Annotated in this window: 18 protein-coding genes; 5 read left to right on the forward strand and 13 right to left on the reverse strand. The window is 59.3% G+C overall.

All coding sequences use genetic code 11. The features are described 5' to 3' along the window. Nucleotide 1: 1 nt before the first annotated feature. The 11 genes from astB to acs form a co-directional block, all read right to left on the reverse strand. Nucleotides 2–1,348, reverse strand: coding sequence for an N-succinylarginine dihydrolase (gene astB / locus FBX99_RS00140; RefSeq protein WP_144930303.1), 1,347 nt, complete (start codon nucleotides 1,346–1,348; stop codon nucleotides 2–4). 142 nt (nucleotides 1,349–1,490) lie between these two features. Beyond that, nucleotides 1,491–2,960, reverse strand: coding sequence for a succinylglutamate-semialdehyde dehydrogenase (astD, locus tag FBX99_RS00145; RefSeq protein WP_178111822.1), 1,470 nt, complete (start codon nucleotides 2,958–2,960; stop codon nucleotides 1,491–1,493). After that, nucleotides 2,957–3,979 carry an arginine N-succinyltransferase gene (astA, locus tag FBX99_RS00150; RefSeq protein WP_144930304.1) on the reverse strand — a complete coding sequence of 341 codons (1,023 nt, stop codon included), beginning with the start codon at nucleotides 3,977–3,979 and terminating at the stop codon, nucleotides 2,957–2,959. The genes astD and astA overlap by 4 nt, the downstream gene beginning before the upstream one ends. A gap of 46 nt (nucleotides 3,980–4,025) precedes the next feature. After that, entirely contained in the window at nucleotides 4,026–5,045 is a 1,020-nt protein-coding gene (gene aruF, locus FBX99_RS00155) for an arginine/ornithine succinyltransferase subunit alpha (protein WP_144930305.1), read from the reverse strand. Nucleotides 5,046–5,249: 204 nt separating this feature from the next. Further along, the gene (locus FBX99_RS00160; protein ID WP_144930306.1) at nucleotides 5,250–6,470 is read right to left on the reverse strand and encodes an aspartate aminotransferase family protein; all 1,221 of its coding nucleotides are present in this window, start codon (nucleotides 6,468–6,470) and stop codon (nucleotides 5,250–5,252) included. 408 nt (nucleotides 6,471–6,878) lie between these two features. Then, nucleotides 6,879–7,859: a transcriptional regulator ArgR gene (gene argR, locus FBX99_RS00165; RefSeq protein ID WP_047701099.1), complete on the reverse strand. Its 981-nt coding sequence runs from the start codon at nucleotides 7,857–7,859 to the stop codon at nucleotides 6,879–6,881. A 113-nt stretch (nucleotides 7,860–7,972) separates the two neighbouring features. Beyond that, nucleotides 7,973–8,737 (reverse strand): ABC transporter ATP-binding protein, encoded by a 765-nt coding sequence (locus FBX99_RS00170; protein WP_144930307.1) that lies wholly within the window; start codon nucleotides 8,735–8,737, stop codon nucleotides 7,973–7,975. A 53-nt stretch (nucleotides 8,738–8,790) separates the two neighbouring features. Next, entirely contained in the window at nucleotides 8,791–9,489 is a 699-nt protein-coding gene (locus tag FBX99_RS00175; RefSeq protein WP_041023510.1) for an ABC transporter permease, read from the reverse strand. After that, nucleotides 9,486–10,175 carry an ABC transporter permease gene (locus FBX99_RS00180; protein WP_003178836.1) on the reverse strand — a complete coding sequence of 230 codons (690 nt, stop codon included), beginning with the start codon at nucleotides 10,173–10,175 and terminating at the stop codon, nucleotides 9,486–9,488. Before FBX99_RS00180 ends, FBX99_RS00175 begins: the two co-directional genes overlap by 4 nt. 90 nt (nucleotides 10,176–10,265) lie before the next feature. Beyond that, nucleotides 10,266–11,039, reverse strand: coding sequence for an ABC transporter substrate-binding protein (locus FBX99_RS00185; RefSeq protein WP_145130362.1), 774 nt, complete (start codon nucleotides 11,037–11,039; stop codon nucleotides 10,266–10,268). A gap of 746 nt (nucleotides 11,040–11,785) precedes the next feature. Further along, on the reverse strand, nucleotides 11,786–13,741 hold the full coding sequence (acs, locus tag FBX99_RS00190; protein WP_047701102.1) for an acetate--CoA ligase: 1,956 nt from the start codon (nucleotides 13,739–13,741) through the stop codon (nucleotides 11,786–11,788). Nucleotides 13,742–14,170: 429 nt separating this feature from the next. On the opposite strand from acs, the gene FBX99_RS00195 reads away from it, so the two are divergent. The 4 genes from FBX99_RS00195 to FBX99_RS00210 all read left to right on the forward strand — a co-directional run bounded on the left by FBX99_RS00195 (nucleotide 14,171) and on the right by FBX99_RS00210 (nucleotide 17,473). Next, nucleotides 14,171–14,434: a DUF2790 domain-containing protein gene (locus FBX99_RS00195; protein WP_145130364.1), complete on the forward strand. Its 264-nt coding sequence runs from the start codon at nucleotides 14,171–14,173 to the stop codon at nucleotides 14,432–14,434. Between the two features lie 486 nt (nucleotides 14,435–14,920). Beyond that, nucleotides 14,921–16,168 carry a ribonucleotide-diphosphate reductase subunit beta gene (locus FBX99_RS00200; protein ID WP_024776511.1) on the forward strand — a complete coding sequence of 416 codons (1,248 nt, stop codon included), beginning with the start codon at nucleotides 14,921–14,923 and terminating at the stop codon, nucleotides 16,166–16,168. A 324-nt stretch (nucleotides 16,169–16,492) separates the two neighbouring features. Beyond that, complete coding sequence (locus FBX99_RS00205) at nucleotides 16,493–17,206, forward strand: HNH endonuclease signature motif containing protein (RefSeq protein WP_144924971.1); 714 nt, start codon at nucleotides 16,493–16,495, stop codon at nucleotides 17,204–17,206. An 81-nt stretch (nucleotides 17,207–17,287) separates the two neighbouring features. Next, complete coding sequence (locus tag FBX99_RS00210; protein WP_144924944.1) at nucleotides 17,288–17,473, forward strand: hypothetical protein; 186 nt, start codon at nucleotides 17,288–17,290, stop codon at nucleotides 17,471–17,473. Here FBX99_RS00210 and FBX99_RS00215 read toward each other — a convergent pair. Both FBX99_RS00215 and FBX99_RS00220 read right to left on the reverse strand, forming a co-directional pair. Next, a complete protein-coding gene (locus FBX99_RS00215; RefSeq protein ID WP_144924941.1) occupies nucleotides 17,445–17,804 on the reverse strand; it encodes a helix-turn-helix domain-containing protein in 360 nt (119 codons plus the stop codon). The two genes, FBX99_RS00210 and FBX99_RS00215, sit on opposite strands and share 29 nt — an antisense overlap. 99 nt (nucleotides 17,805–17,903) lie before the next feature. Next, on the reverse strand, nucleotides 17,904–18,128 hold the full coding sequence (locus FBX99_RS00220) for a type II toxin-antitoxin system Phd/YefM family antitoxin (RefSeq protein WP_144924938.1): 225 nt from the start codon (nucleotides 18,126–18,128) through the stop codon (nucleotides 17,904–17,906). A 164-nt stretch (nucleotides 18,129–18,292) separates the two neighbouring features. Between FBX99_RS00220 and FBX99_RS00225 the strand changes: the two genes are divergently transcribed. Continuing rightward, a complete protein-coding gene (locus tag FBX99_RS00225; RefSeq protein WP_144924935.1) occupies nucleotides 18,293–19,279 on the forward strand; it encodes a hypothetical protein in 987 nt (328 codons plus the stop codon). The last annotated feature ends 108 nt before the right edge of the window (nucleotides 19,280–19,387 follow it).

A 19,387-nucleotide genomic window follows, 5' to 3' on the forward strand; every position in this document is an offset into this window, starting at 1 on the left:
TTCAATTGATCTGGAAAGGATAAACCGCGCCAAGTTTAAGGATTTGTGTCAGTTCATCCAGTGCCGACCGGCATTCGAGCAGCAATTGCGGGTCCGCCAGGTCGCTTTCGGTCATACGGTCGCGGTAATGACGCTCGACCCATTGGGTCAGCGAATCGTACAACGGCGCCGTCATGATAACCCCTGGGTTGACGGCCGCCAGTTCGGTTTCATTGAGAGCTACGCGCAGCCTCAGGCAAGCCGGACCGCCACCGTTCTGCATGCTCTGCTTGAGGTCGAAGACCTTCACTTCGCGAATCACCCCGCCAGAGCCCGTCAGGCCTTGCAGGTATTGCCAGACACGCGGGTTGCTGCGGCACTCTTCCGGCACGATCAACAGCATCGATCCGTCGGGACGCGACAGCAGCTGGCTATTGAACAAGTAGGAACGTACCGCGTCATCGACGCTGACCGCCGAACGCGGCACACACACAGACTGAAATGCCCCACCGACCTTGGCGAGTTTGCCGCTCAGTTCGGCCAGCATCTTGTCGGTCTCGAGAAACGCGTCCTCGTGATAGAACAACACCTCGCCATTGCCGACCGCGATCACGTCGTTGTGAAACACGCCTTGGTCGATCACCGACGGGTTCTGTTGCGCGTACACCACGCCCTCTTCCCGCAGGCCATGCAAACGAGCGACCGCGCGGGACGCTTCGAGGGTCTGGCGGGCCGGGTATTTCTGCGGCGCCGGGTAACGGGTGTCGAAAGCACTGCGACCGAACACGAAGAACTCGACGCCCGCCTCACCGTAGCTCCGGCAGAACCGGGTATGGTTGGCCGCCCCTTCGTCACCGAACTGCGCCACCGCCGGCAACGCGGCGTGATGGGCGAAGTACTGTTGATCGGCAAACATCGCCCCCAGTACGCGACTGGTGGTCGGATGCTCGATGCTGCGATGGTATTTGCAGTTCAGGTTGGCGGCGGTGAAATGCACGCGGCCATCCGCGGTGTCGGCACTCGGGCTGACGGTGGCGGCGTTGGCCACCCACATGCTGGAGGCCGAGCAACTGGCGACCAGCAGCGGCATCGCTTCTTTCGCGGCCTGCTGGATGACCTCGGCATCGCTGCCGGCAAAGCCCAACCGGCGCAGGGCAGCCACGTCAGGACGCTCCTGTGGCGCCAGCACACCTTGCTGGAAGCCCATGTCCATCAGCGCTTTCATCTTCGCCAGGCCCTGCAACGCCGCTTCCTTGGGGTTGGAGCACGCCTGGCTGTTGCTCTGGGACGCGACATTGCCGTACGAGAGCCCGCCATAGTTATGGGTCGGCCCCACTAGACCGTCAAAGTTGACTTCAAAGGATTTCATCAGCGAGGCTCCACGAGGATCTGTTTTTTATAGGCATCAGGTAACGCGTTCGATCAAACACCGCGGCGCGGCCTTCGCGAGCAAGCCCGCTCCCACAAGGGTTTTTGCAGTCCTGTGGGAACGGGCTTACTCGCGAAGAGAGCTACACCATCCGCACGCCAGGCGTCAGGGCCGCCGGCATGACAAGGCTCGGCGTCTCCAGGGACGCCACCGGGTACGCGCAATAGTCGGCCGCGTAATAGGCACTGGCGCGATGGTTACCCGAGGCGCCGACGCCGCCGAACGGCGCGCTGCTGGCAGCGCCGGTCAACTGTTTGTTCCAATTGACGATACCGGCACGGCTTTGCAGCCAGAACTGCTGGTAGCGTTCCTGAGAGTCGGACAACAAGCCGGCGGCCAGGCCGTACTGGGTGTTGTTGGCCTCGGCGATGGCCGCCGGGAAATCCGCGTAGCGGATCACTTGCAGCAGTGGCCCGAACAGCTCTTCATCAGGACGTTCGGCCACCGCCGTCACATCGAGAATCCCTGGCGTCAGCAACGCGGCCTGAGGCTGTGGCTGAGTCATCGCCAGCAGCGCCACGGCGCCGAGGCCCAGCAGATGATTCTGCGCGTCCATCAAGGCTTTCGCCGCGCCCAGGGAAACCACCGAGCCCATGAATGGCGCCGGCTGCTGGTCGAAAGCACCGACTTCAATCGCAGAACTGACCGCCACCAGGCGCGCCAGCAGGGCATCGCCCCACGCCCCTTCCGGCACCAGCAATCGGCGGGCGCAGGTGCAGCGCTGGCCGGCGGAAATGAAAGCCGATTGGATGATGGTGTAGACCGCCGCATCGACGTCCGCCACCTCGTCCACGACCAGCGGATTGTTACCGCCCATTTCCAGGGCCAGTATCTTGTCCGGGCGACCGGAGAACTGTTGATGCAACAGATTGCCGGTGCGGCTGGAGCCAGTGAAGAACAGCCCGTCGATGCCTGGATTGGCCGCCAGGGCGATACCGGTTTCCCGAGCGCCTTGCAACAGGTTCAGCACACCCGCCGGTAAACCGGCTTCGACCCAGCACTTGACCGTCAGCTCGGCGACCTTCGGGGTCAGCTCGCTCGGTTTGAACAGTACGCAATTGCCGGCCAGCAAGGCAGGCACGATATGGCCGTTGGGCAAGTGGCCGGGGAAGTTGTAAGGGCCGAATACCGCCACCACCCCGTGAGGCTTGTGCCGCAGCACCGCAGTGGCGTCGCCCAGGGGGCCGCTCTTCTCGCCGGTCCGCTCGCGGTAGCTCTGCACCGAGATGGCGACCTTGTTGATCATGCTGGTGACTTCAGTGGCCGCTTCCCACAACGGCTTGCCGGTTTCCTCGCCGATGCAGTGGGCCAGTTCGTCCGCGTGGCTCTTCAGCGCCGCGGCAAAGGCTTCCAACACCTGGATGCGTTCATCCAGCGAGCGCCGGGCCCAGTCCGGGAATGCCTGGCGCGCAGCCTGCACCGCCGACTCGACCTGCGCCGCCGTGGCGCCCTTGCCGGACCACAGCACTTGCTGGGTCACCGGGTTCAGCGATTCAAACATATCGCCCTGGCCTTCCAGCCAGCTTCCCGCGATATACAGCGAGTTCATCATTTCGACTCCCGAGCAGACAACGCAACGGCGCGCACTTGATCGCCGGCGTTGAGTTGAAGACGTTTGGCGGTCAACGGATCGACCACCAGGGTGCCCGAGGCGAAGCGCGCCGGCGCTGCCGTGATGCGGCAATCCAGGCACTTGCGGTTATGGATGAGGAACGGCGTGGCGTCGTCACCCGGCGTACCGATGGCCAGTACCAGGGCCTGGCTGTCACGGACAGCACGGATCTTGGCGGTTTCGCACTCCACGGCCGGGCCGGCATCGAAGATGTCGACGTAGCCTTGATAATTGAAACCTTCGCTCTTGAGCATCGACAAGGCCGGCTCGGTGTCCGGATGAACCTGGGCGATCACGGCGCGGGCATCCTCGGACAGGAAACAGGTGTACAGCGGGAACTTGGGCATCAGTTCGGCGATGAACGCCTTGTTGCCGACTCCGGTCAGGTAATCGGCCTGGCTGAATTCCATTTTGAAGAAGTGCCGGCCCAGACTTTCCCAGAAAGGCGAACGGCCGGTGTCGTCGGACATGCCACGCATCTCAGCGATGATCTTGTTGCCGAACAACTGCGGGTACTCAGCGATGAACAGCAGCCGCGCCTTGGCCAGCATGCGGCCGTTGAGGCCATTGCGGTAATCGGCATGCAGGAACAGCGAGCACAATTCGGAATTGCCGGTCAGGTCGTTGGCCAGGAACAGCGTCGGGATTTCCCGGTAGATGTTCAGCTCCTGGGAAGCGCTCACCGTCAGGCCGACGCGGAAGTTGTACCAGGGCTCACGCAGCCCCACGGCACCGGCGATGGCGGAGATGCCCACCACTTGGCCATCGTCGTCTTCGAGTACGAACAGGTAGTCCGCATCGCCACGCCCGGCTTCGCCGCGAAAGGTCTTCTCGGCCCAGCCAACCCGATGGGCCAGGCGCTCTTCGTTGGCCGGCAAAGTGGTCAAGCCGGTGCCGGTGCTGCGGGCCAGGGCGATCAGAGCGGGTAAATCGCTGCTGCGTACGGGACGAACGATCATGCTATCTCCTCAGACGGGCCGCTCATGCCACCCGCGAAACTCAGACTTAAACCGCCACCAGGCGCACGCTGGCGCCTTCGCCAACACCCAGTGCCTCGGCCGCTTCCATGTCCAGGATCACCGGTTTACCGGGCGCGTAATCGAGCTCGAGCAACACGGCGCGGTAATCCTGCAACTGCGCATTGGCCACCAGGTATTGCCGGCCGGCCCCCTTGACCGGTTCGCCGAGCTTGACCGGCACCACGCGGCTCTGGGCAATCGAGCGAATCCCCGAGACGCGGGCATGCAGGGTCGGGCCGCCGTCGAAGATGTCGATGTAATGATCGGTCTCGAAGCCTTCGCGCATCAGGATGTCGAAGGTGATCTGCGCCCGCGGATGAACCTGCCCCATGGCCTCCTGGGCGGCGTCCGGCAGCAGTGGCACGTAGATCGGGTAATGGGGCATCAGCTCGGCCAGGAAGGTGCGGCTCTTCAGCCCGCACAGACGCTCGGCGGCGGCATAGTTGAGGTCGAAGAAGTTGCGACCGATGGCGTCCCAGAACGGCGAATCGCCATTTTCATCGCTGTAGCCGACGATCTCGGTCACCACCGAATCGGCGAACCGCTCCGGATGGCTGGCGACGAACAGCAGGCGCCCGCGGGAATTGAGCTCCGCCCACGGCGTGCCCACCAGGTCCCGGACCACATAGAAACTGGTCAGCAGGCTGTTGCCGGTCAGATCGTGGCATTGGGAGAGCACGTGGATCTTGTTGTGGATCTTCAGCTCACGGGAGGCATGGACGAACGTCTCGTTGCGAAAGCTGTAGAACGGCTCGGAATAACCGGCCGACGCGACGATGGCCGAACAGCCCACCAGTTTGCCGGTGGCCGTGTCTTCAAGGACGAAGAAATAGCTTTCTTCACCGTTGAAACTGACTTCGGCGGCAAACGAAGCCTCGCTCGCGGCGATCTTGTCGCTCAAGCGTTCCACGTCATCCGGCAGGGAAGTGACACCGATCGGACTGTCCGCAGCCAGACGCTGTACCTCGCCCAGATCCGCCATTTGCGCGGGGCGCATCACCAGCATGGTGTCACTCCTTAACTTGAAATAAAGGGTTCGACCGAGGGGGTCGATACATGAAAAAAATACCGCACCGGCTACCGCATCCGGTCCAGTGTGGGAGCGGGCTTGCTCGCGAAGGCTGCTTATCAGTCAACATTTATGTTGAAAGTGATGGCCTCTTCGCGAACAAGCCCGCTCCCACATGGGGTCCAGTTCAGCCTGTAGGAATCAAGCCTGGGTCAGCTTCGCTACCGCCCGCTCGAAACGGTCCAGGCCGGCGTCGATGTCGGCGTCTTCCACCACCAGGCTCGGGGCGAAACGGATCACGTCCGGGCCGGCTTGCAGGATCATCAGGCCTTCCTGTTCAGCAGCGTTGAAAATATCCTTGGCCTTGCCTTTCCAGGCGTCATTCAGCACGCAGCCGAGCAACAGGCCCAGACCGCGCACCTGGGTAAACAGGCCGTACTTCTCGCCGATCTGCTCCAGGCGGGTCTTGAACTTGTCATGCTTGGCCTTGACGCCGCCGAGCACTTCAGGGGTGTTGACCACATCGATCACCGCCTCGGCCACCGCGCATGCCAGCGGGTTGCCACCGTAAGTGGTGCCGTGGGTCCCGACGACCAGGTGCTTGGCCAACGCTTCGGTGGTGAGCATCGCCGCGATAGGGAAACCACCGCCCAGGCTCTTGGCGCTGGTGAGGATGTCCGGGACCACGCCGTAATGCATGTAGGCAAACAGTTCGCCGCTGCGGCCCATGCCGGTCTGCACTTCGTCGAACACCAGCAGCGCATTGTGCGCATCACACAAATCGCGGGCTCCTTGCAGGTAGGCTTGTTCGGCCGGCAGCACGCCGCCTTCGCCCTGGATCGGTTCCAGCACCACGGCGCAGGTCTTGTCTGAAATGGCCGCTTTCAAGGCCGCCAGGTCGTTATAGGGAACGTGGGTGATACCAGTGATCTTGGGACCGAAACCGTCGGAATATTTCGACTGCCCGCCGACGTTGACCGTGAACAGCGTGCGACCGTGGAAGCTGTTGAGCGCGGCGATGATTTCGTACTTTTCCGTGCCGAAACGATCGAACGCAACACGACGGGCCAGCTTGAAGGCGGCCTCGTTGGCTTCGGCGCCGGAGTTGCAGAAAAAAGCACGCTCGGCAAAGGTGGCGTCGACCAGTTTATGGGCCAGACGCAGGGCCGGTTCGTTGGTGAATACGTTGGAGACATGCCACAGTTTGTTGGCCTGCTCGGTGAGCGCCCCCACCAGCGCCGGGTGGGCGTGGCCCAACACGTTGACTGCAATACCGCCGGCGAAATCGATCAACTCGCGGCCGGACTGGTCCCACACGCGGGAACCGGCGCCACGCACGGGAATGAAGGCAGCAGGCGCATAGTTGGGGACCATTACCTGGTCGAAATCGGCGCGTTGTACCGCGGCTTGCTCAACGGACATCGGAGTCTCCTGAAGAGAAACACTCGCCTGGAAATGGCGAGCTTGGTGAGGATTGTAAGGACAGTTTTCAGCCCGGCCTTGCCGCCAAGCGACAACTTCTTATAGCGCCAACCCCCGTTTTCATTGGGTTTATGGCAATGCGACAAATAGCGTCGCAAAGGCGCAGTTTAAACGTTGTCGGGGGACTTTAGGCGCCTGCTTGCACATTTCCGTTACCAGACACAGCAGCAGTTTGGGAGGGACACCTGTGGCGAGGGGATTTATCCCCGCTGGGCTGTAAAGCAGCCCCAAAACAGTCAACTCAATCTGCCTGGCACACCGAGGTGTCAGGGTTTGGGGTCGCTTCGCGACCCAGCGGGGATAGATCCCCTCGCCACAAATGAATCTCCCTGCCACCAGGGTCGCCGCTTAGCCCCGCTCGGCCGGCACAGAAGACAACTCGAACGGGCTGCTGCTGCGTCGCTGGTTGCGATCTTCCCGCGGCGTGGCGCCGAAGAAGTTGCGATAGGCGCTGGAGAAGTGCGGCCCCGAGGAGAAACCACAAGACAAGCCGATCTGAATGATGGATTTGCTGGTCTGCATCAGCATCTGCCGGGCCTTGTTCAGGCGCAGTTCCAGGTAATACTGGCTCGGCACGCGGTTGAGGTATTGCTTGAAGATCCGCTCCAGTTGCCGGCGGGATACGCACACGTGCTGAGCGATTTCGTCGGTAGTCAGCGGTTCTTCGATGTTGGCCTCCATCAGCAGCACCGCCTGGGTGAGCTTCGGATGACTGGAGCCGAGGCGATTCTGCAGCGGAATGCGCTGGCGCTCGCCGCCTTCACGGATGCGCTCGACCACCAGCTCTTCCGACACCGCCCCAGCCAGTTCCGCGCCGTGATCGCGCGACAGCACCGCCAGCAGCAGGTCGAGCACCGACATGCCGCCACAGGCCGTCAAGCGGTCGCGATCCCAATCGAACAAATGGCTGGTGGCGATGACCTTGGGGAAGCGCTCGGAAAAATCGTCCTGCCAGCGCCAGTGCACCGCGGCGCGGTAACCGTCGAGCAATCCCAATTGAGCCAAGGGATAGACCCCGGCCGACAAACCACCAATCACACAACCGGCACGCACCAGTTGCTTGAGTGCGCTGCTCAGGTTGGAGGCCAATGCAGCCGGGGGCTCGTCGGCCAGCAGGAACAGCTTCTGGAGGCCTTCGAGCTTGCCCGCCCAAGGTTCGCCGGGTAACTGCCAGGCGCCCTCGCCCGCCGGCTCGGCCTGCAGGAACGACAGTTCGTAGACCACTTCAGGATGCACCCGCTGAGCGACACGCAAGGCCTCCTCAGCCAGCGCCAGCGTCAAGGCTTTAGTGCTGGGCCAAATCAGGAAACCAATTCGATGGGCAGTCATGGCGGGCGATCCGAAACGAAAACAGTGTTAAAGCCAAAAGCGGCTGCAACCAAATTAGTCCATCTGGCACGTGGTGCGCAGCATGACCCAAATCAGGTGCGTAACGGGAGCAATTACTTGAGGCTGCCCGAAAGAAATTGTTGCAGGCGCTCCGATTGCGGATTGACCAGCACTTCGCGCGGGTTGCCGCTTTCTTCGACGATGCCTTTGTGCAAGAACACCAGTTGGTTCGACACCTCGCGGGCAAAGCCCATTTCGTGGGTCACCACCACCATGGTCCGGCCTTCCAGGGCCAGGGCCTGCATCACTTTGAGCACGTCGCCCACCAGTTCCGGGTCGAGGGCCGACGTCGGTTCGTCGAACAACATGACTTCCGGCTCCATCGCCAGCGCCCGGGCAATCGCCACGCGCTGCTGTTCGCCGCCGGACATGTGGCCCGGATAAGCGTCCTTGCGATGGGCCACGCCCACTTTGCTCAGGTAATGCTCGGCCTTCTCACGGGCCTCGGCCTTGGCGACGCCCAGCACATGCACGGGCGCTTCCATGATGTTTTCCAGCGCGGTCATGTGGGACCACAGGTTGAAATGCTGGAACACCATCGACAGCCGCGAACGCATGCGTTGCAGTTGCCTGGGGTCCGCGGCCTTCAATCCACCATCCTTGCCAGCCACCAGTTTCAGCTCTTCGTTGTTGAGCAGAATCTTGCCGGCATGGGGCTGCTCAAGCAGGTTGATGCAACGCAGGAAGGTGCTTTTGCCGGAGCCGCTGGAGCCGATGATGCTGATCACATCGCCGGCGGCAGCTTTCAGGGACACGCCCTTGAGCACTTCGTGACTGCCATAGCGTTTATGCAGGTCTTGGACTTCGAGCTTGTACATGTCGGTTCTCACAAAACGTCAGTCGTTGGGCAGTCGATCGGATCGACGCGTTATCAGTGCTTGCGCGGGGCCAGGTAACTCAGCCAGCGACGCTCGGCCAGCTTGAACAGGCGCACCAGGATGAAGGTCAGGCACAGGTAGAACACGCCGGCCGTGATGTAAGCCTCGAACGGCAGGTAATATTGGGCGTTCACCGTGCGCGCGGCACCGGTGATGTCGATCAGGGTCACGATGGAGGCCAGGCTGGTGGTCTGCAGCATCATGATCACTTCGTTGCTGTATTGCGGCAGCGCCCGGCGCAGGGCCGACGGCAGCAGGATCCGGCGATACAGTGTGAAACGCGACATGCCCATGGCCTTGGCCGCCTCGATCTCGCCATTGGGCGTGGCCCGCAGGCTGCCGGCGATGATTTCGGCGGTGTAGGCGCTGGTGTTGATGGCGAAGGCGAGACAGGCACAGAACGTCGCGCTGGACAGCCACGGCCAGAGGAAGCTCTCGCGCACGAACTCGAACTGCGCCAATCCGTAGTAGATCAGGAACAGTTGCACCAGCATCGGCGTGCCGCGAATCACGTAGGTGTACAGCCAGGCCGTCATGTTCACGACCGGCTGCTTGGACACCCGCATCAGCCCCAGGGGCAGCGCCGCCAGCAGCCCGAAGAACAGCGACAGCGCCAGCAACTTCAGGGTGGTCAGCAGGCCGCCGAAGTACAGCGGCAAGGCTTCATAGATGACGTTGTAGTCGAAGATCATAGATCAGCCGCCCTTACGCCTACCGAGTAGCGCTTCTCAAGGTGACGCAATGCCAGCAACGAAACACTGGTGATCACCAGGTACATTGCCGCCACTGCCAGGAAGAAGGTGAAAGGCTCACGGGTGGCATCCGCCGCCTGCTTGGCCTTGAACATCATGTCTTGCAGGCCCACCACCGAAATCAACGCGGTCGCCTTGGTCAGCACCAGCCAGTTGTTGGTGAAGCCCGGAATCGCCAGGCGAATCATCTGCGGCACCAGCACCCGGAAGAACACCTGGAACCCGTTCATGCCATACGCCATGCCCGCCTCGGCCTGCCCCTTGGGGATCGCCATGAACGCGCCACGAAAGGTTTCCGACAGATAAGCACCGAAGATGAAGCCCAGGGTGCCGATGCCGGCCGCCAGGGGGTTCAGATCAATGTAGTCGTCATAACCCAGCATCGGCGCCACGCGGTTGAGCAGGTCCTGGCCGCCGTAGAAAATCAGCAGGATCAGCACCAGATCGGGAATACCGCGTATGACCGTGGAATACAGGTCACCCAACCACGCCAGCCAACGCACCGGCGAGAGGCGCAACGCGACACCAATCAGTCCCAGGACGATGGCCAGAGCCATGGACGACAAGGCGAGCTGAAGCGTCAACCATGCGCCATCGAGGATGACAGCCCCGTAGCCTTTCAACATGATTCAGGTCCTCGAAAGTGGGATGAAAAAATGGCGCAAACCGCAGGGAGCCTGTTGCTTGCGCCATTTCGCACGAGTGGCGGAACGGTGTTACTTGCCGTAAATGTCGAAGGCGAAGTACTTGTCCTGGATTTGCTTGTATTTGCCGCTCGCGCGAATAGCAGCGATTGCGCCATTGATCTTGTCTTTCAAGGCATCGCCCTTGCGAACCGCGATCCCTACGCCGTCGCCGAAGTATTTGACGTCGGTGAAGGCCGGCCCCACGAAGGCAAAGCCTTTGCCCGCATCGGTCTTCAGGAAACCGTCATCCAACAGGGTAGCGTCTGCCACGGTGCCGTCGAGACGACCGGCGGAGACGTCCAGGTAGATTTCGTTCTGCGAAGTGTACGGCTTGATCTCGGCACCCAGCGGGGCGAGGACTTCACGGGCGAAGCGCTCGTGAATCGAACCGCGTTGTACGCCGATGTTCTTGCCCTTGAGCTCGGCCAGGCTGTCGCTGACCTGAGTACCGGCCTTCATCACCAGGCGGGCCGGGGTGTTGTAGTACTTGTTGGTGAAATCCACGGACTTCTTGCGATCTTCAGTGATCGACATCGAGGAAAGGATCGCATCGATCTTGCGCACCTTGAGCGCCGGGATCAGGCCGTCGAACTCCTGTTCGACCCACACGCACTTGACCTTCATCTCTTCGCACAACGCGTTGCCGATGTCGTAATCGAAACCGACGATGCTGCCGTCCGGGGCTTTCGAAGCAAACGGAGGGTAAGCCGCTTCGATACCGATCTTCAGGGGTTTTTCATCGGCGAATGTCGGCAGGGACAGCACGGACAATGCCAGGGCGCCAAGCAGCACAAGTTTCTTCATCTTGGGACTCCATCGGTAAAGGGCAAAACGGCAGAGTGAGCAACAGCCCAATATGCGAATGGGTGAAACAAACGTAGGTGCTGCGTCCTAAGAAGCGGGCGTTTTTATCAACGCAGGCCACGACGAGCGAGTGATCGGCATTCTAACGACAGGCCCGAAGCCGATATTTCTTCAATGCGACAACAAATTACAGAAGCACCGAGAAACCAGTTCAAGCACATTGACAGCCCAGCAAATTCATGCAAGAGCAAAAGAAAGGAAACCAATACACATTGCAAATTGCGGGCCCATTATTCGCAAACCCTTCTAATCCGGCAAGCACAGCGTGTCGGCTAATTTTATCAAGAGGCTGCGAACGCCCTGAATCGGGACTCGACGTTTCCCATCGCCTCGGTACGGTGCCTTTGGTTACACATTAAAAAACATCGGTAACGCTGCGAAAGCTCTGATGTTGAACGTCGATATTTATTCGCAGGAAAAGCTATACACAAAACCTGTGGGAGCGGGCTTGCTCGCGAAGGCAGCCTGTCTGTGGATCCTGTGCTGACCGGAGCACCGTCATCGCGAGCAGGCTCGCTCCCACAGGGGATCTGCGGCGACTGGATATTTGGAGCCGCCCCGGACCAATGTGGGAACGAGCCCGCTCGCGATAGCGGTGGCTCAGCTTGCCATTGAGTAAAGGCAAGTCGAAAAAAAGCCCCGCCCGGCAATTACCGGGCGGAGCTTTCAGGTGACACGAACCGTCGTCAGGCGACGTTCATGGTCTTGTGTGTCTCGATCAAATGCGCCACCACACCCGGGTCGGCCAGCGTGGAGATATCACCCAACCCGTCGTATTCCGCCGTGGCGATCTTGCGCAGGATACGGCGCATGATCTTGCCGGAGCGGGTTTTCGGCAGCCCTGGCGCCCATTGGATGACATCCGGCGAAGCAATCGGACCGATCTCCTTACGCACCCAGTTCTTCAGCTCCAGGCGCAGGGCTTCGCTGGTTTCTTCGCCGGCATTGAGGGTGACATAGACATAGATGCCCTGCCCCTTGATATCGTGCGGCACACCGACCACCGCCGCTTCGGCGACTTTCGGGTGGGCGACCATGGCGCTTTCGATCTCGGCCGTGCCCATGCGATGGCCGGACACGTTGAGCACGTCATCCACCCGACCGGTGATCCAGTAGTAGCCATCGGCATCGCGACGCGCACCGTCGCCGGTGAAATACATGCCGCTGAAGGTCTTGAAGTAGGTATCGACGAAACGGTCGTGGTCGCCGTACAGCGTCCGCGCCTGGCCTGGCCACGAATCGAGGATCACCAGGTTGCCTTCGGCCGCGCCTTCGATCAGGTTGCCGAGATTGTCCACCAGTGCCGGCACCACGCCGAAGAACGGACGCGTGGCCGAACCCGGTTTCAACGCCGTGGCACCTGGCAGCGGGCTGATCAGCACGCCACCGGTTTCGGTCTGCCACCAGGTGTCGACGATCGGGCAACGTTCCTTGCCGACGTTCTTGTAGTACCAGTCCCAGGCTTCCGGATTGATCGGCTCACCCACCGAACCCAGCAGGCGCAGGCTGCTGCCATCGGCGCCTTCGACGGCCGCGGTGCCCGAGGCCATCATCGCGCGAATAGCGGTCGGCGCGGTGTAAAGGATATTGACCTTGTGCTTGTCGATGACCTGGGCCACCCGGGTGATGTCCGGGTAGTTCGGCACGCCTTCGAACAACAGGGTGGTCGCGCCGTTCGCCAGCGGACCGTAGACGATATAGCTGTGGCCGGTGACCCAACCGACGTCGGCGGTGCACCAGTAGATCTCGCCCGGCTTGTAGTCGAACACGCGCTCATGGGTCATGGCCGCGTACAGCAGGTAGCCGGCCGTGGTGTGTTGCACGCCCTTTGGCTTGCCGGTGGAACCGGAGGTGTAGAGGATGAACAGCGCTTCTTCAGCGCCCATTTCCTTTGGCGCGCACACGGTGCCCGCCACCTTCATCAAGTCTTCGTACCAGATGTCGCGATGCTGGTTCCACTTGATGTTGCCCGCGGTGCGCTTGCACACGATGACTTTCTGGATGCTGCTGGTTTCCGGGTTGGTCAGCGCGTCGTCGACGTTAGCCTTGAGCGGGATCTTCTTGCCGGCACGAACGCCTTCGTCGGCGGTGATCACCACTTTGGATTTGCAGTCGATGATGCGACCGGCCAGTGCTTCCGGCGAAAAACCACCGAACACCACCGAGTGAATCGCGCCGATGCGGGTACAGGCCAGCATGGCGACCACAGCCTCGGGGATCATCGGCATGTAGATCGTCACCACGTCGCCGCGATGCACGTCCTGGCCGCGCAGGGCGTTGGCGAACTTGCACACTTCTTCGTGCAGTTCCCGGTAAGTGATCTTGCGACTCTCGGCCGGGTCATCGCCTTCCCAGATAATCGCGACCTGATCACCACGCTCGGCCAGGTGACGGTCGAGGCAGTTATAGGAAACGTTCAAGGTGCCGTCGGCAAACCACTTGATATCGACATGGTGATCGTCGAAGGACGTCTGCTTCACCGTAGTGAACGGCTTGATCCAGTCGAGGCGCTTGGCCTGCTCGCGCCAGAAGCCATCCGGGTTGACCACCGACTGTTGGTACATGGCCTTGTAGGTCGCCTCGTCAGTCAGCGTACTGGCTGCTACCTCGGGACGAACGGGATACAGAGAAGCCGCACTCATGTTTCTTACCTCGGTGACATAGTTGTTTTTGTATGGTCCCGTTGTAGCCCGGGGCGGGCCTATAGAACCATTCGACGATGGTAGTAACAAGTCCCTACAAAATGTCGGTACAAACGTGCAAGACCATAATCACAACCCATTCCCTTGTGGGAACGAGCCTGCTCGCGATGACGCCAGCCAATCCAACACAGAGTTAACAGGCACTCTTCAGCCGTCAGCGATTATTACCAAATCAACCAAAAGTCTTTATCAAAACCCGGTCTGTTTGCATCAATCCCCGCGCCCTAGAATCCATCTCGCCAACCGGCAAACATGATTGACGCAACACAGCCCCCACGAAGGCCGTTAATCAACTTCCCAAAACCTGCTCCACACGCAACCCCAAAAAGGTTGCGTGACCCCACTCGACCTCAAGAAAGGTGAAATCAGATGAAAGCTTTATGGGTCCTGGTCCTCGGCAGCCTTTGCGCAACGGCGACGGCAGACGAGGCCCCGACCGATGTCGCCCGGCAAAAAACCGCCATTGAGGAGTACACCTACTCCACCCACCTGGACATCGCCAGAATCATCTCCATGAGCGCTGTCCCGAACGTCTGCGAAGTGGTCCCGGCAAAAATGGAATACGAAGACTCCAAGGGCCAACGTCATATCCTGCGCTACAGCGTCATGGGCAACGGCTGTTCGGACGGCTGATCATTACCGCTATTTTTCAGGGCCCGATTTGATCGGGCCTGGTTGTGTCTGGCGACGTCGAAAACCCTCCCCAAACACAACATGTAGTGTAAAAACGCAAAAACAGGTCGTTTTTTGATCAAAAAATCATGTCATTCGATTCATGCAAAAAAAATCTATAACCGCCAAAGCCTTGTAAACCCTCGCTCCAACGCGAATACGCCCCCCCAGCACGCCCTCCGTGGGCGATTTCGCCGCACCACGTAGGCAAAAAAGTCCTTATAATGCCGCCTTAAACGGGCCTGCAATATTCCCTTACAGGGGATCAAGCCAGCCTGAAGCCCACGCAAAGGCCCCTCGCCTTTTCGCGTTCACCGCCGCTTCAGCATGACCCGTACATTTTTCTGTTTATTGCCTGCGTCAGCTGCAAGAAACGATTTTCCAAGATCCACCGCCGCCAGCAGGCCCTTACCAGGCTTCTGGCCCTCACGCAGGAGACGACACGTCATGCTGAGCTGGGACGAATTCGACAAAGAAGATGGCGAAGTCGCTGTAAAAGGCGCCAATGCCGGCCACGCTTCTGAAGCCAACATGGACCGCCTCGACAGCGCCGGCGGTGCCGCCGCGCTCGAAGCCCGCGCCGTGACGGCCAGCGACTCGGCCGCGATCATTCGCGCCAAAGCCGCCCTCGACAAACTCGACGTCGCCGAAGGCCTCGCCGAACTCGAGGGCGCCTCCGCCCGTGTCGCCGTCGATGAAAAGCGCATGATCAACTGCCGCGCCGACCTCAACCAGCTCGTACCTTTCAAATACGACTGGGCCTGGCAGAAGTACCTGGACGGCTGCGCGAACCACTGGATGCCGCAAGAAGTCAACATGACCGCCGACATCGCCCTCTGGAAAAACCCGGAAGGCCTGACCGACGACGAACGCCGCATCGTAATGCGCAACCTGGGCTTCTTCTCCACCGCCGACTCCCTGGTGGCCAACAACCTGGTCCTGGCCGTATACCGCCTGATCACCAACCCGGAATGCCGCCAGTACATCCTGCGCCAGGCCTTCGAAGAGGCGATCCACACCCACGCCTACCAGTACTGCATCGAATCGCTGGCCATGGATGAAGGCGAAATCTTCAACATGTACCACGAGATCCCATCGGTCGCGAAAAAAGCCGCCTGGGGCCTGAAGTACACCCGCTCGATTTCCGATCCGAAGTTCGAAACCGGCACCCCGGAAACCGACAAGGAGTTGCTGCGCAACCTGATCGCCTACTACTGCGTCCTGGAAGGCATCTTCTTCTACTGCGGCTTCACCCAGATCCTCTCCATGGGCCGCCGCAACAAGATGACCGGCGTCGCCGAGCAGTTCCAGTACATCCTGCGCGACGAATCCATGCACCTGAACTTCGGCATCGACGTGATCAACCAGATCAAGATCGAAAACCCACATTTGTGGGATGCCGAGATGAAGGAAGAAGCGACCCAGATGATTCTGCAAGGGACTCAGCTGGAGATCGAATATGCACGCGATACCATGCCTCGCGGGGTGTTGGGAATGAATGCGGCGATGATGGAGGACTATCTGAAGTTCATCGCCAACCGTCGGTTGTCGCAGATTGGTCTGAAAGAAGAGTACCCAGGCACGACTAACCCGTTCCCTTGGATGAGCGAGATCATGGACTTGAAGAAAGAGAAGAATTTCTTTGAGACGCGGGTGATTGAGTATCAGACGGGTGGTGCACTTAGCTGGGATTGATAATCCTGAGTTGCCTGTCAGTTGACGCTCTACTAAAAACCCCGTGAAAACGGGGTTTTTTGCATTTGCAGAATCAACCGTGTTTACGCCAGAACAGATTCTGGCTTCGAGATATCCCCTATCTGTTATTGAATCGGACGCGAGGCCAGGCGGTGTTAGCAAAGCCATGGTGGCGTCGGTTGCTTGAGGTGTTTCACGTGTCTCTGGGCATTCGGCATCCTAGGAGCATTCCGAGCGAAAGCTCAGTTTGTTATGTAGGAATTTTCATAGACAGGGGTAATGGCCAGTCAGTATCGTCCGAGGATTTTCAACCTCCGCGGCTGTATGGACACACCAACTGAAAAAAGTGGCTGGAGCGATGACGAGCTTGAGGCTTCGATCGATGCGTACTTGATGATGCTCGCCCGCGAGTTAAGCGGCCAGACATTCAAGAAGTCGGTTGAGAACCAGCTTTTACGTGATGGACCGCTGAGCAAGCGCAGTGCCTCATCGGTGGAATACCGTATGCAAAATATCTCGGCGGTGTTGGAACAGATGGGTTTGCGGCGCATCAGCGGCTACATGCCTGCCAAGAACATCGGGGCGGGTGTGGCTCAACGGATCCGCAAGGTACTCGCCAATAAGGTAATACCTGGCGCCGATGAAGTTGCTCCGACATCTGATCAACGAACTTTGATCAGCCGAGCCTCCAGGCTTCAAAAAAACGGACTCAAGGTCGAGCCATCAGGGAATCCAAATCCGCCGCAGGTCAGCACGGCTACGACAGCCTACGTTCGGGATCCGAAGGTTCGGGCGTGGGTTGCTGGGTTGGCGAAAGGTGTCTGCGAAGGTTGTGGCCAGAAGGCACCGTTCGAGGTGGATGGGTTGCCGTTCCTTGAAGTGCATCATGTGAAGCATTTGGCTCAGCGAGGGTCGGACAGTATTACTAATGCCGTTGCGTTGTGTCCGAACTGTCATCGGCGTTGTCATCTTGCCAGTGATAGAGAGGCATTTACTCTGTCGTTGTATGAAAGGGTTGAGCGGCTGATAGTTGAGTGACGACATTTAGTTAAAGCGGGGCTGCTTCGCAGCCCCACGGGATGGGCAAGGCTTCAGTCCAACTTCTACTGGAGATATTTAATGGCTAACGCGTTTAAAAGTGTGGCCTTCGAGTCGATTCATAGCTCGGCTGAAGCCCTGCTGAAAATCGGCGCTATCGACGAGACCACCATGGGCGAGTTCGACGAGGCGTGCATTGGTGAGGAGCCTGAAATCCCACCTGCTCAGATGTTCGGCGCTAACCCGCCGGCTTTCGCCGAGGCTTAGCCCCACGAATCGGCGCGTTAGCGGCAGGCTTGCGCGGTTCAGGCGGCGGCGCATAAATGGTTTGGAGGGCAGTGGTCAGCCCCAAGCGCAGCCCGAACTTCCTCAAAATCGATTCGATGGTGCTAAGGGTCGGATTGCCCTTGTCCTTCTCGATCTGGTACAGGGCTTTGGTCGACATCTTACACATCAGTGCAAAGGTGTCTTGGTCTAGACCGGTCACCTCGAGCCTTAGCCGGCGAACAGCGGTTCCTAGGGTTTCGTTCCCCATCGCGTGCTGCATCACGATGTCTTCAATGAGCATCTTGCGCCGTTCGCCGGGATTCTCTTCCATCAAAATTCTCGTTCAACCATAAGCAACAGCTATTCACTCCCAGCAATATAATTCCGGTTACATGAGCATTCGCACTCATATCCGGCATTATGATGCCGATTACCCTATATCTTCGGTAGGCTGGTCAAAATCAGCAGATATCCAAATTTTCCCCTTCAACCGCCCAGGTTTACGCGCCCGAGATGAATCGACATGAGGCAACAGGTCCAGATAAGGCTTGCCGTCCTTGGTGATCACCACCTTGTCGCCACGCCATGCACGCTCAGCCAGCAGGGAGAGCATGGACTTAGCTTCGCGCATGTTCACTTGTACCCGCTCACTCATCCAACACCTCCATCGGATTAGCCAAGTTAACCTGAGCAGGATATTTTCGATAGGCAGAACGATCGGGCTGACTGTCTGACATTTTTACGATGCATTGAAAACATTCAGTGCAACCCGCCCCACCACTCGCTATTAATACCCTCCCCTCAAGGACCCGAGCCCTCATGAAATTCGACCTCGCCTACTGCCTCAGCCTCGACGAAAAGCTGTCGATCTATGACGTGCGCGATTTGAATTTTGACGAGACGGTGGCCTTCGATTCCGCGAAAGAACATTTCCAGTGTCCCAACGATGCCTGTCGGGCGGCGTTTGATGTGGAGAATGTGCTGGGGACGTTCAATGCCAAGAACGTGCGCTACGTGCGTACGCCGCATTTCAAGAACATCCCCAGCACGCGGCACATAGAAGGCTGTCCTTACGTCAGCCTGAAAGCACCGGCCGCAGGGCTGGAGGCGGAAGGTGCGGAAATGGATGACGGTCGGGAGGAGCATTTTCCGTCGGAGTTGCTGCTGACTCGCCGTGAGTATGTGCGCAAGCCATCCAACCTGGCGGTGGTGGCGGACTCCATGGGCAATGAGCGAGCGCCTTCGCCTGCCAGTCATGTCGAGCACCCGAGCCGTGATTCGGCGCCGGACAAGACCAGTGTCTTCGCCCACCCGGTGGAATGTTTTGTTTCGAACTTTGCCGACAAGGACCTGCTCAAGCGCATGCCGCTGAAGATTGGCGAACACACGGCGCCCTACGCGTCGTTCTTCAAGAAGATCGAGTACCTGCTGGATAACAAAGGGTTGATTTACTGGGGGAAGATCAAGGAGATCAAGGACTACACCCAGAGCTTTCGCATCGATTTCGAACAGAAGGTCTGGTTCAAGCAAGCGGACGACGCGAAGAAGAAGCCTTACTCGGTCAACGTTTACCTGAGCAAGAAGCTGATCGACAACTACCGCAAGCGCAAGGCATTCCTGGAAGAGATCAAGCACGCCGTCGACAGTGAAGCGCCGTTGTATTGTTTCTTTTATGGCGTAACGCCGGGGTTCAAGCAGGTACCGAGCAAGAAAAATCCCGAACAGACGTTCGGGGTGTTCAGCGCCAATATCGAGAACCTGGACCACTTCATTATTCGGGAGGCGCCGGGGTTGGCTGATGGCTAGGGTACCGCGCAGTGGCTTGGCTGAAGACCGCTGGTCATTGATCAAAAAAATGAGATTGATCCGGCCTCAAAACAACTGTACAAAAACACAGTATTTTTGAATCCACTG

Origin of the sequence: Pseudomonas sp. SJZ074 (assembly GCF_007828215.1) — a bacterium.
GTDB lineage: Bacteria > Pseudomonadota > Gammaproteobacteria > Pseudomonadales > Pseudomonadaceae > Aquipseudomonas.

What these genes read in the sequence shown, in the direction of transcription:
- astB (WP_144930303.1), bottom strand. Translation starts at nt 1,348, where the DNA reads ATGAAATCCTTTGAAGTCAACTTTGACGGTCTAGTGGGGCCGACCCAT.
- astD (WP_178111822.1), bottom strand. Translation starts at nt 2,960, where the DNA reads ATGATGAACTCGCTGTATATCGCGGGAAGCTGGCTGGAAGGCCAGGGC.
- astA (WP_144930304.1), bottom strand. Translation starts at nt 3,979, where the DNA reads ATGATCGTTCGTCCCGTACGCAGCAGCGATTTACCCGCTCTGATCGCC.
- aruF (WP_144930305.1), bottom strand. Translation starts at nt 5,045, where the DNA reads ATGCTGGTGATGCGCCCCGCGCAAATGGCGGATCTGGGCGAGGTACAG.
- FBX99_RS00160 (WP_144930306.1), bottom strand. Translation starts at nt 6,470, where the DNA reads ATGTCCGTTGAGCAAGCCGCGGTACAACGCGCCGATTTCGACCAGGTA.
- argR (WP_047701099.1), bottom strand. Translation starts at nt 7,859, where the DNA reads ATGACTGCCCATCGAATTGGTTTCCTGATTTGGCCCAGCACTAAAGCC.
- FBX99_RS00170 (WP_144930307.1), bottom strand. Translation starts at nt 8,737, where the DNA reads ATGTACAAGCTCGAAGTCCAAGACCTGCATAAACGCTATGGCAGTCAC.
- FBX99_RS00175 (WP_041023510.1), bottom strand. Translation starts at nt 9,489, where the DNA reads ATGATCTTCGACTACAACGTCATCTATGAAGCCTTGCCGCTGTACTTC.
- FBX99_RS00180 (WP_003178836.1), bottom strand. Translation starts at nt 10,175, where the DNA reads ATGTTGAAAGGCTACGGGGCTGTCATCCTCGATGGCGCATGGTTGACG.
- FBX99_RS00185 (WP_145130362.1), bottom strand. Translation starts at nt 11,039, where the DNA reads ATGAAGAAACTTGTGCTGCTTGGCGCCCTGGCATTGTCCGTGCTGTCC.
- acs (WP_047701102.1), bottom strand. Translation starts at nt 13,741, where the DNA reads ATGAGTGCGGCTTCTCTGTATCCCGTTCGTCCCGAGGTAGCAGCCAGT.
- FBX99_RS00195 (WP_145130364.1), top strand. Translation starts at nt 14,171, where the DNA reads ATGAAAGCTTTATGGGTCCTGGTCCTCGGCAGCCTTTGCGCAACGGCG.
- FBX99_RS00200 (WP_024776511.1), top strand. Translation starts at nt 14,921, where the DNA reads ATGCTGAGCTGGGACGAATTCGACAAAGAAGATGGCGAAGTCGCTGTA.
- FBX99_RS00205 (WP_144924971.1), top strand. Translation starts at nt 16,493, where the DNA reads ATGGACACACCAACTGAAAAAAGTGGCTGGAGCGATGACGAGCTTGAG.
- FBX99_RS00210 (WP_144924944.1), top strand. Translation starts at nt 17,288, where the DNA reads ATGGCTAACGCGTTTAAAAGTGTGGCCTTCGAGTCGATTCATAGCTCG.
- FBX99_RS00215 (WP_144924941.1), bottom strand. Translation starts at nt 17,804, where the DNA reads ATGGAAGAGAATCCCGGCGAACGGCGCAAGATGCTCATTGAAGACATC.
- FBX99_RS00220 (WP_144924938.1), bottom strand. Translation starts at nt 18,128, where the DNA reads ATGAGTGAGCGGGTACAAGTGAACATGCGCGAAGCTAAGTCCATGCTC.
- FBX99_RS00225 (WP_144924935.1), top strand. Translation starts at nt 18,293, where the DNA reads ATGAAATTCGACCTCGCCTACTGCCTCAGCCTCGACGAAAAGCTGTCG.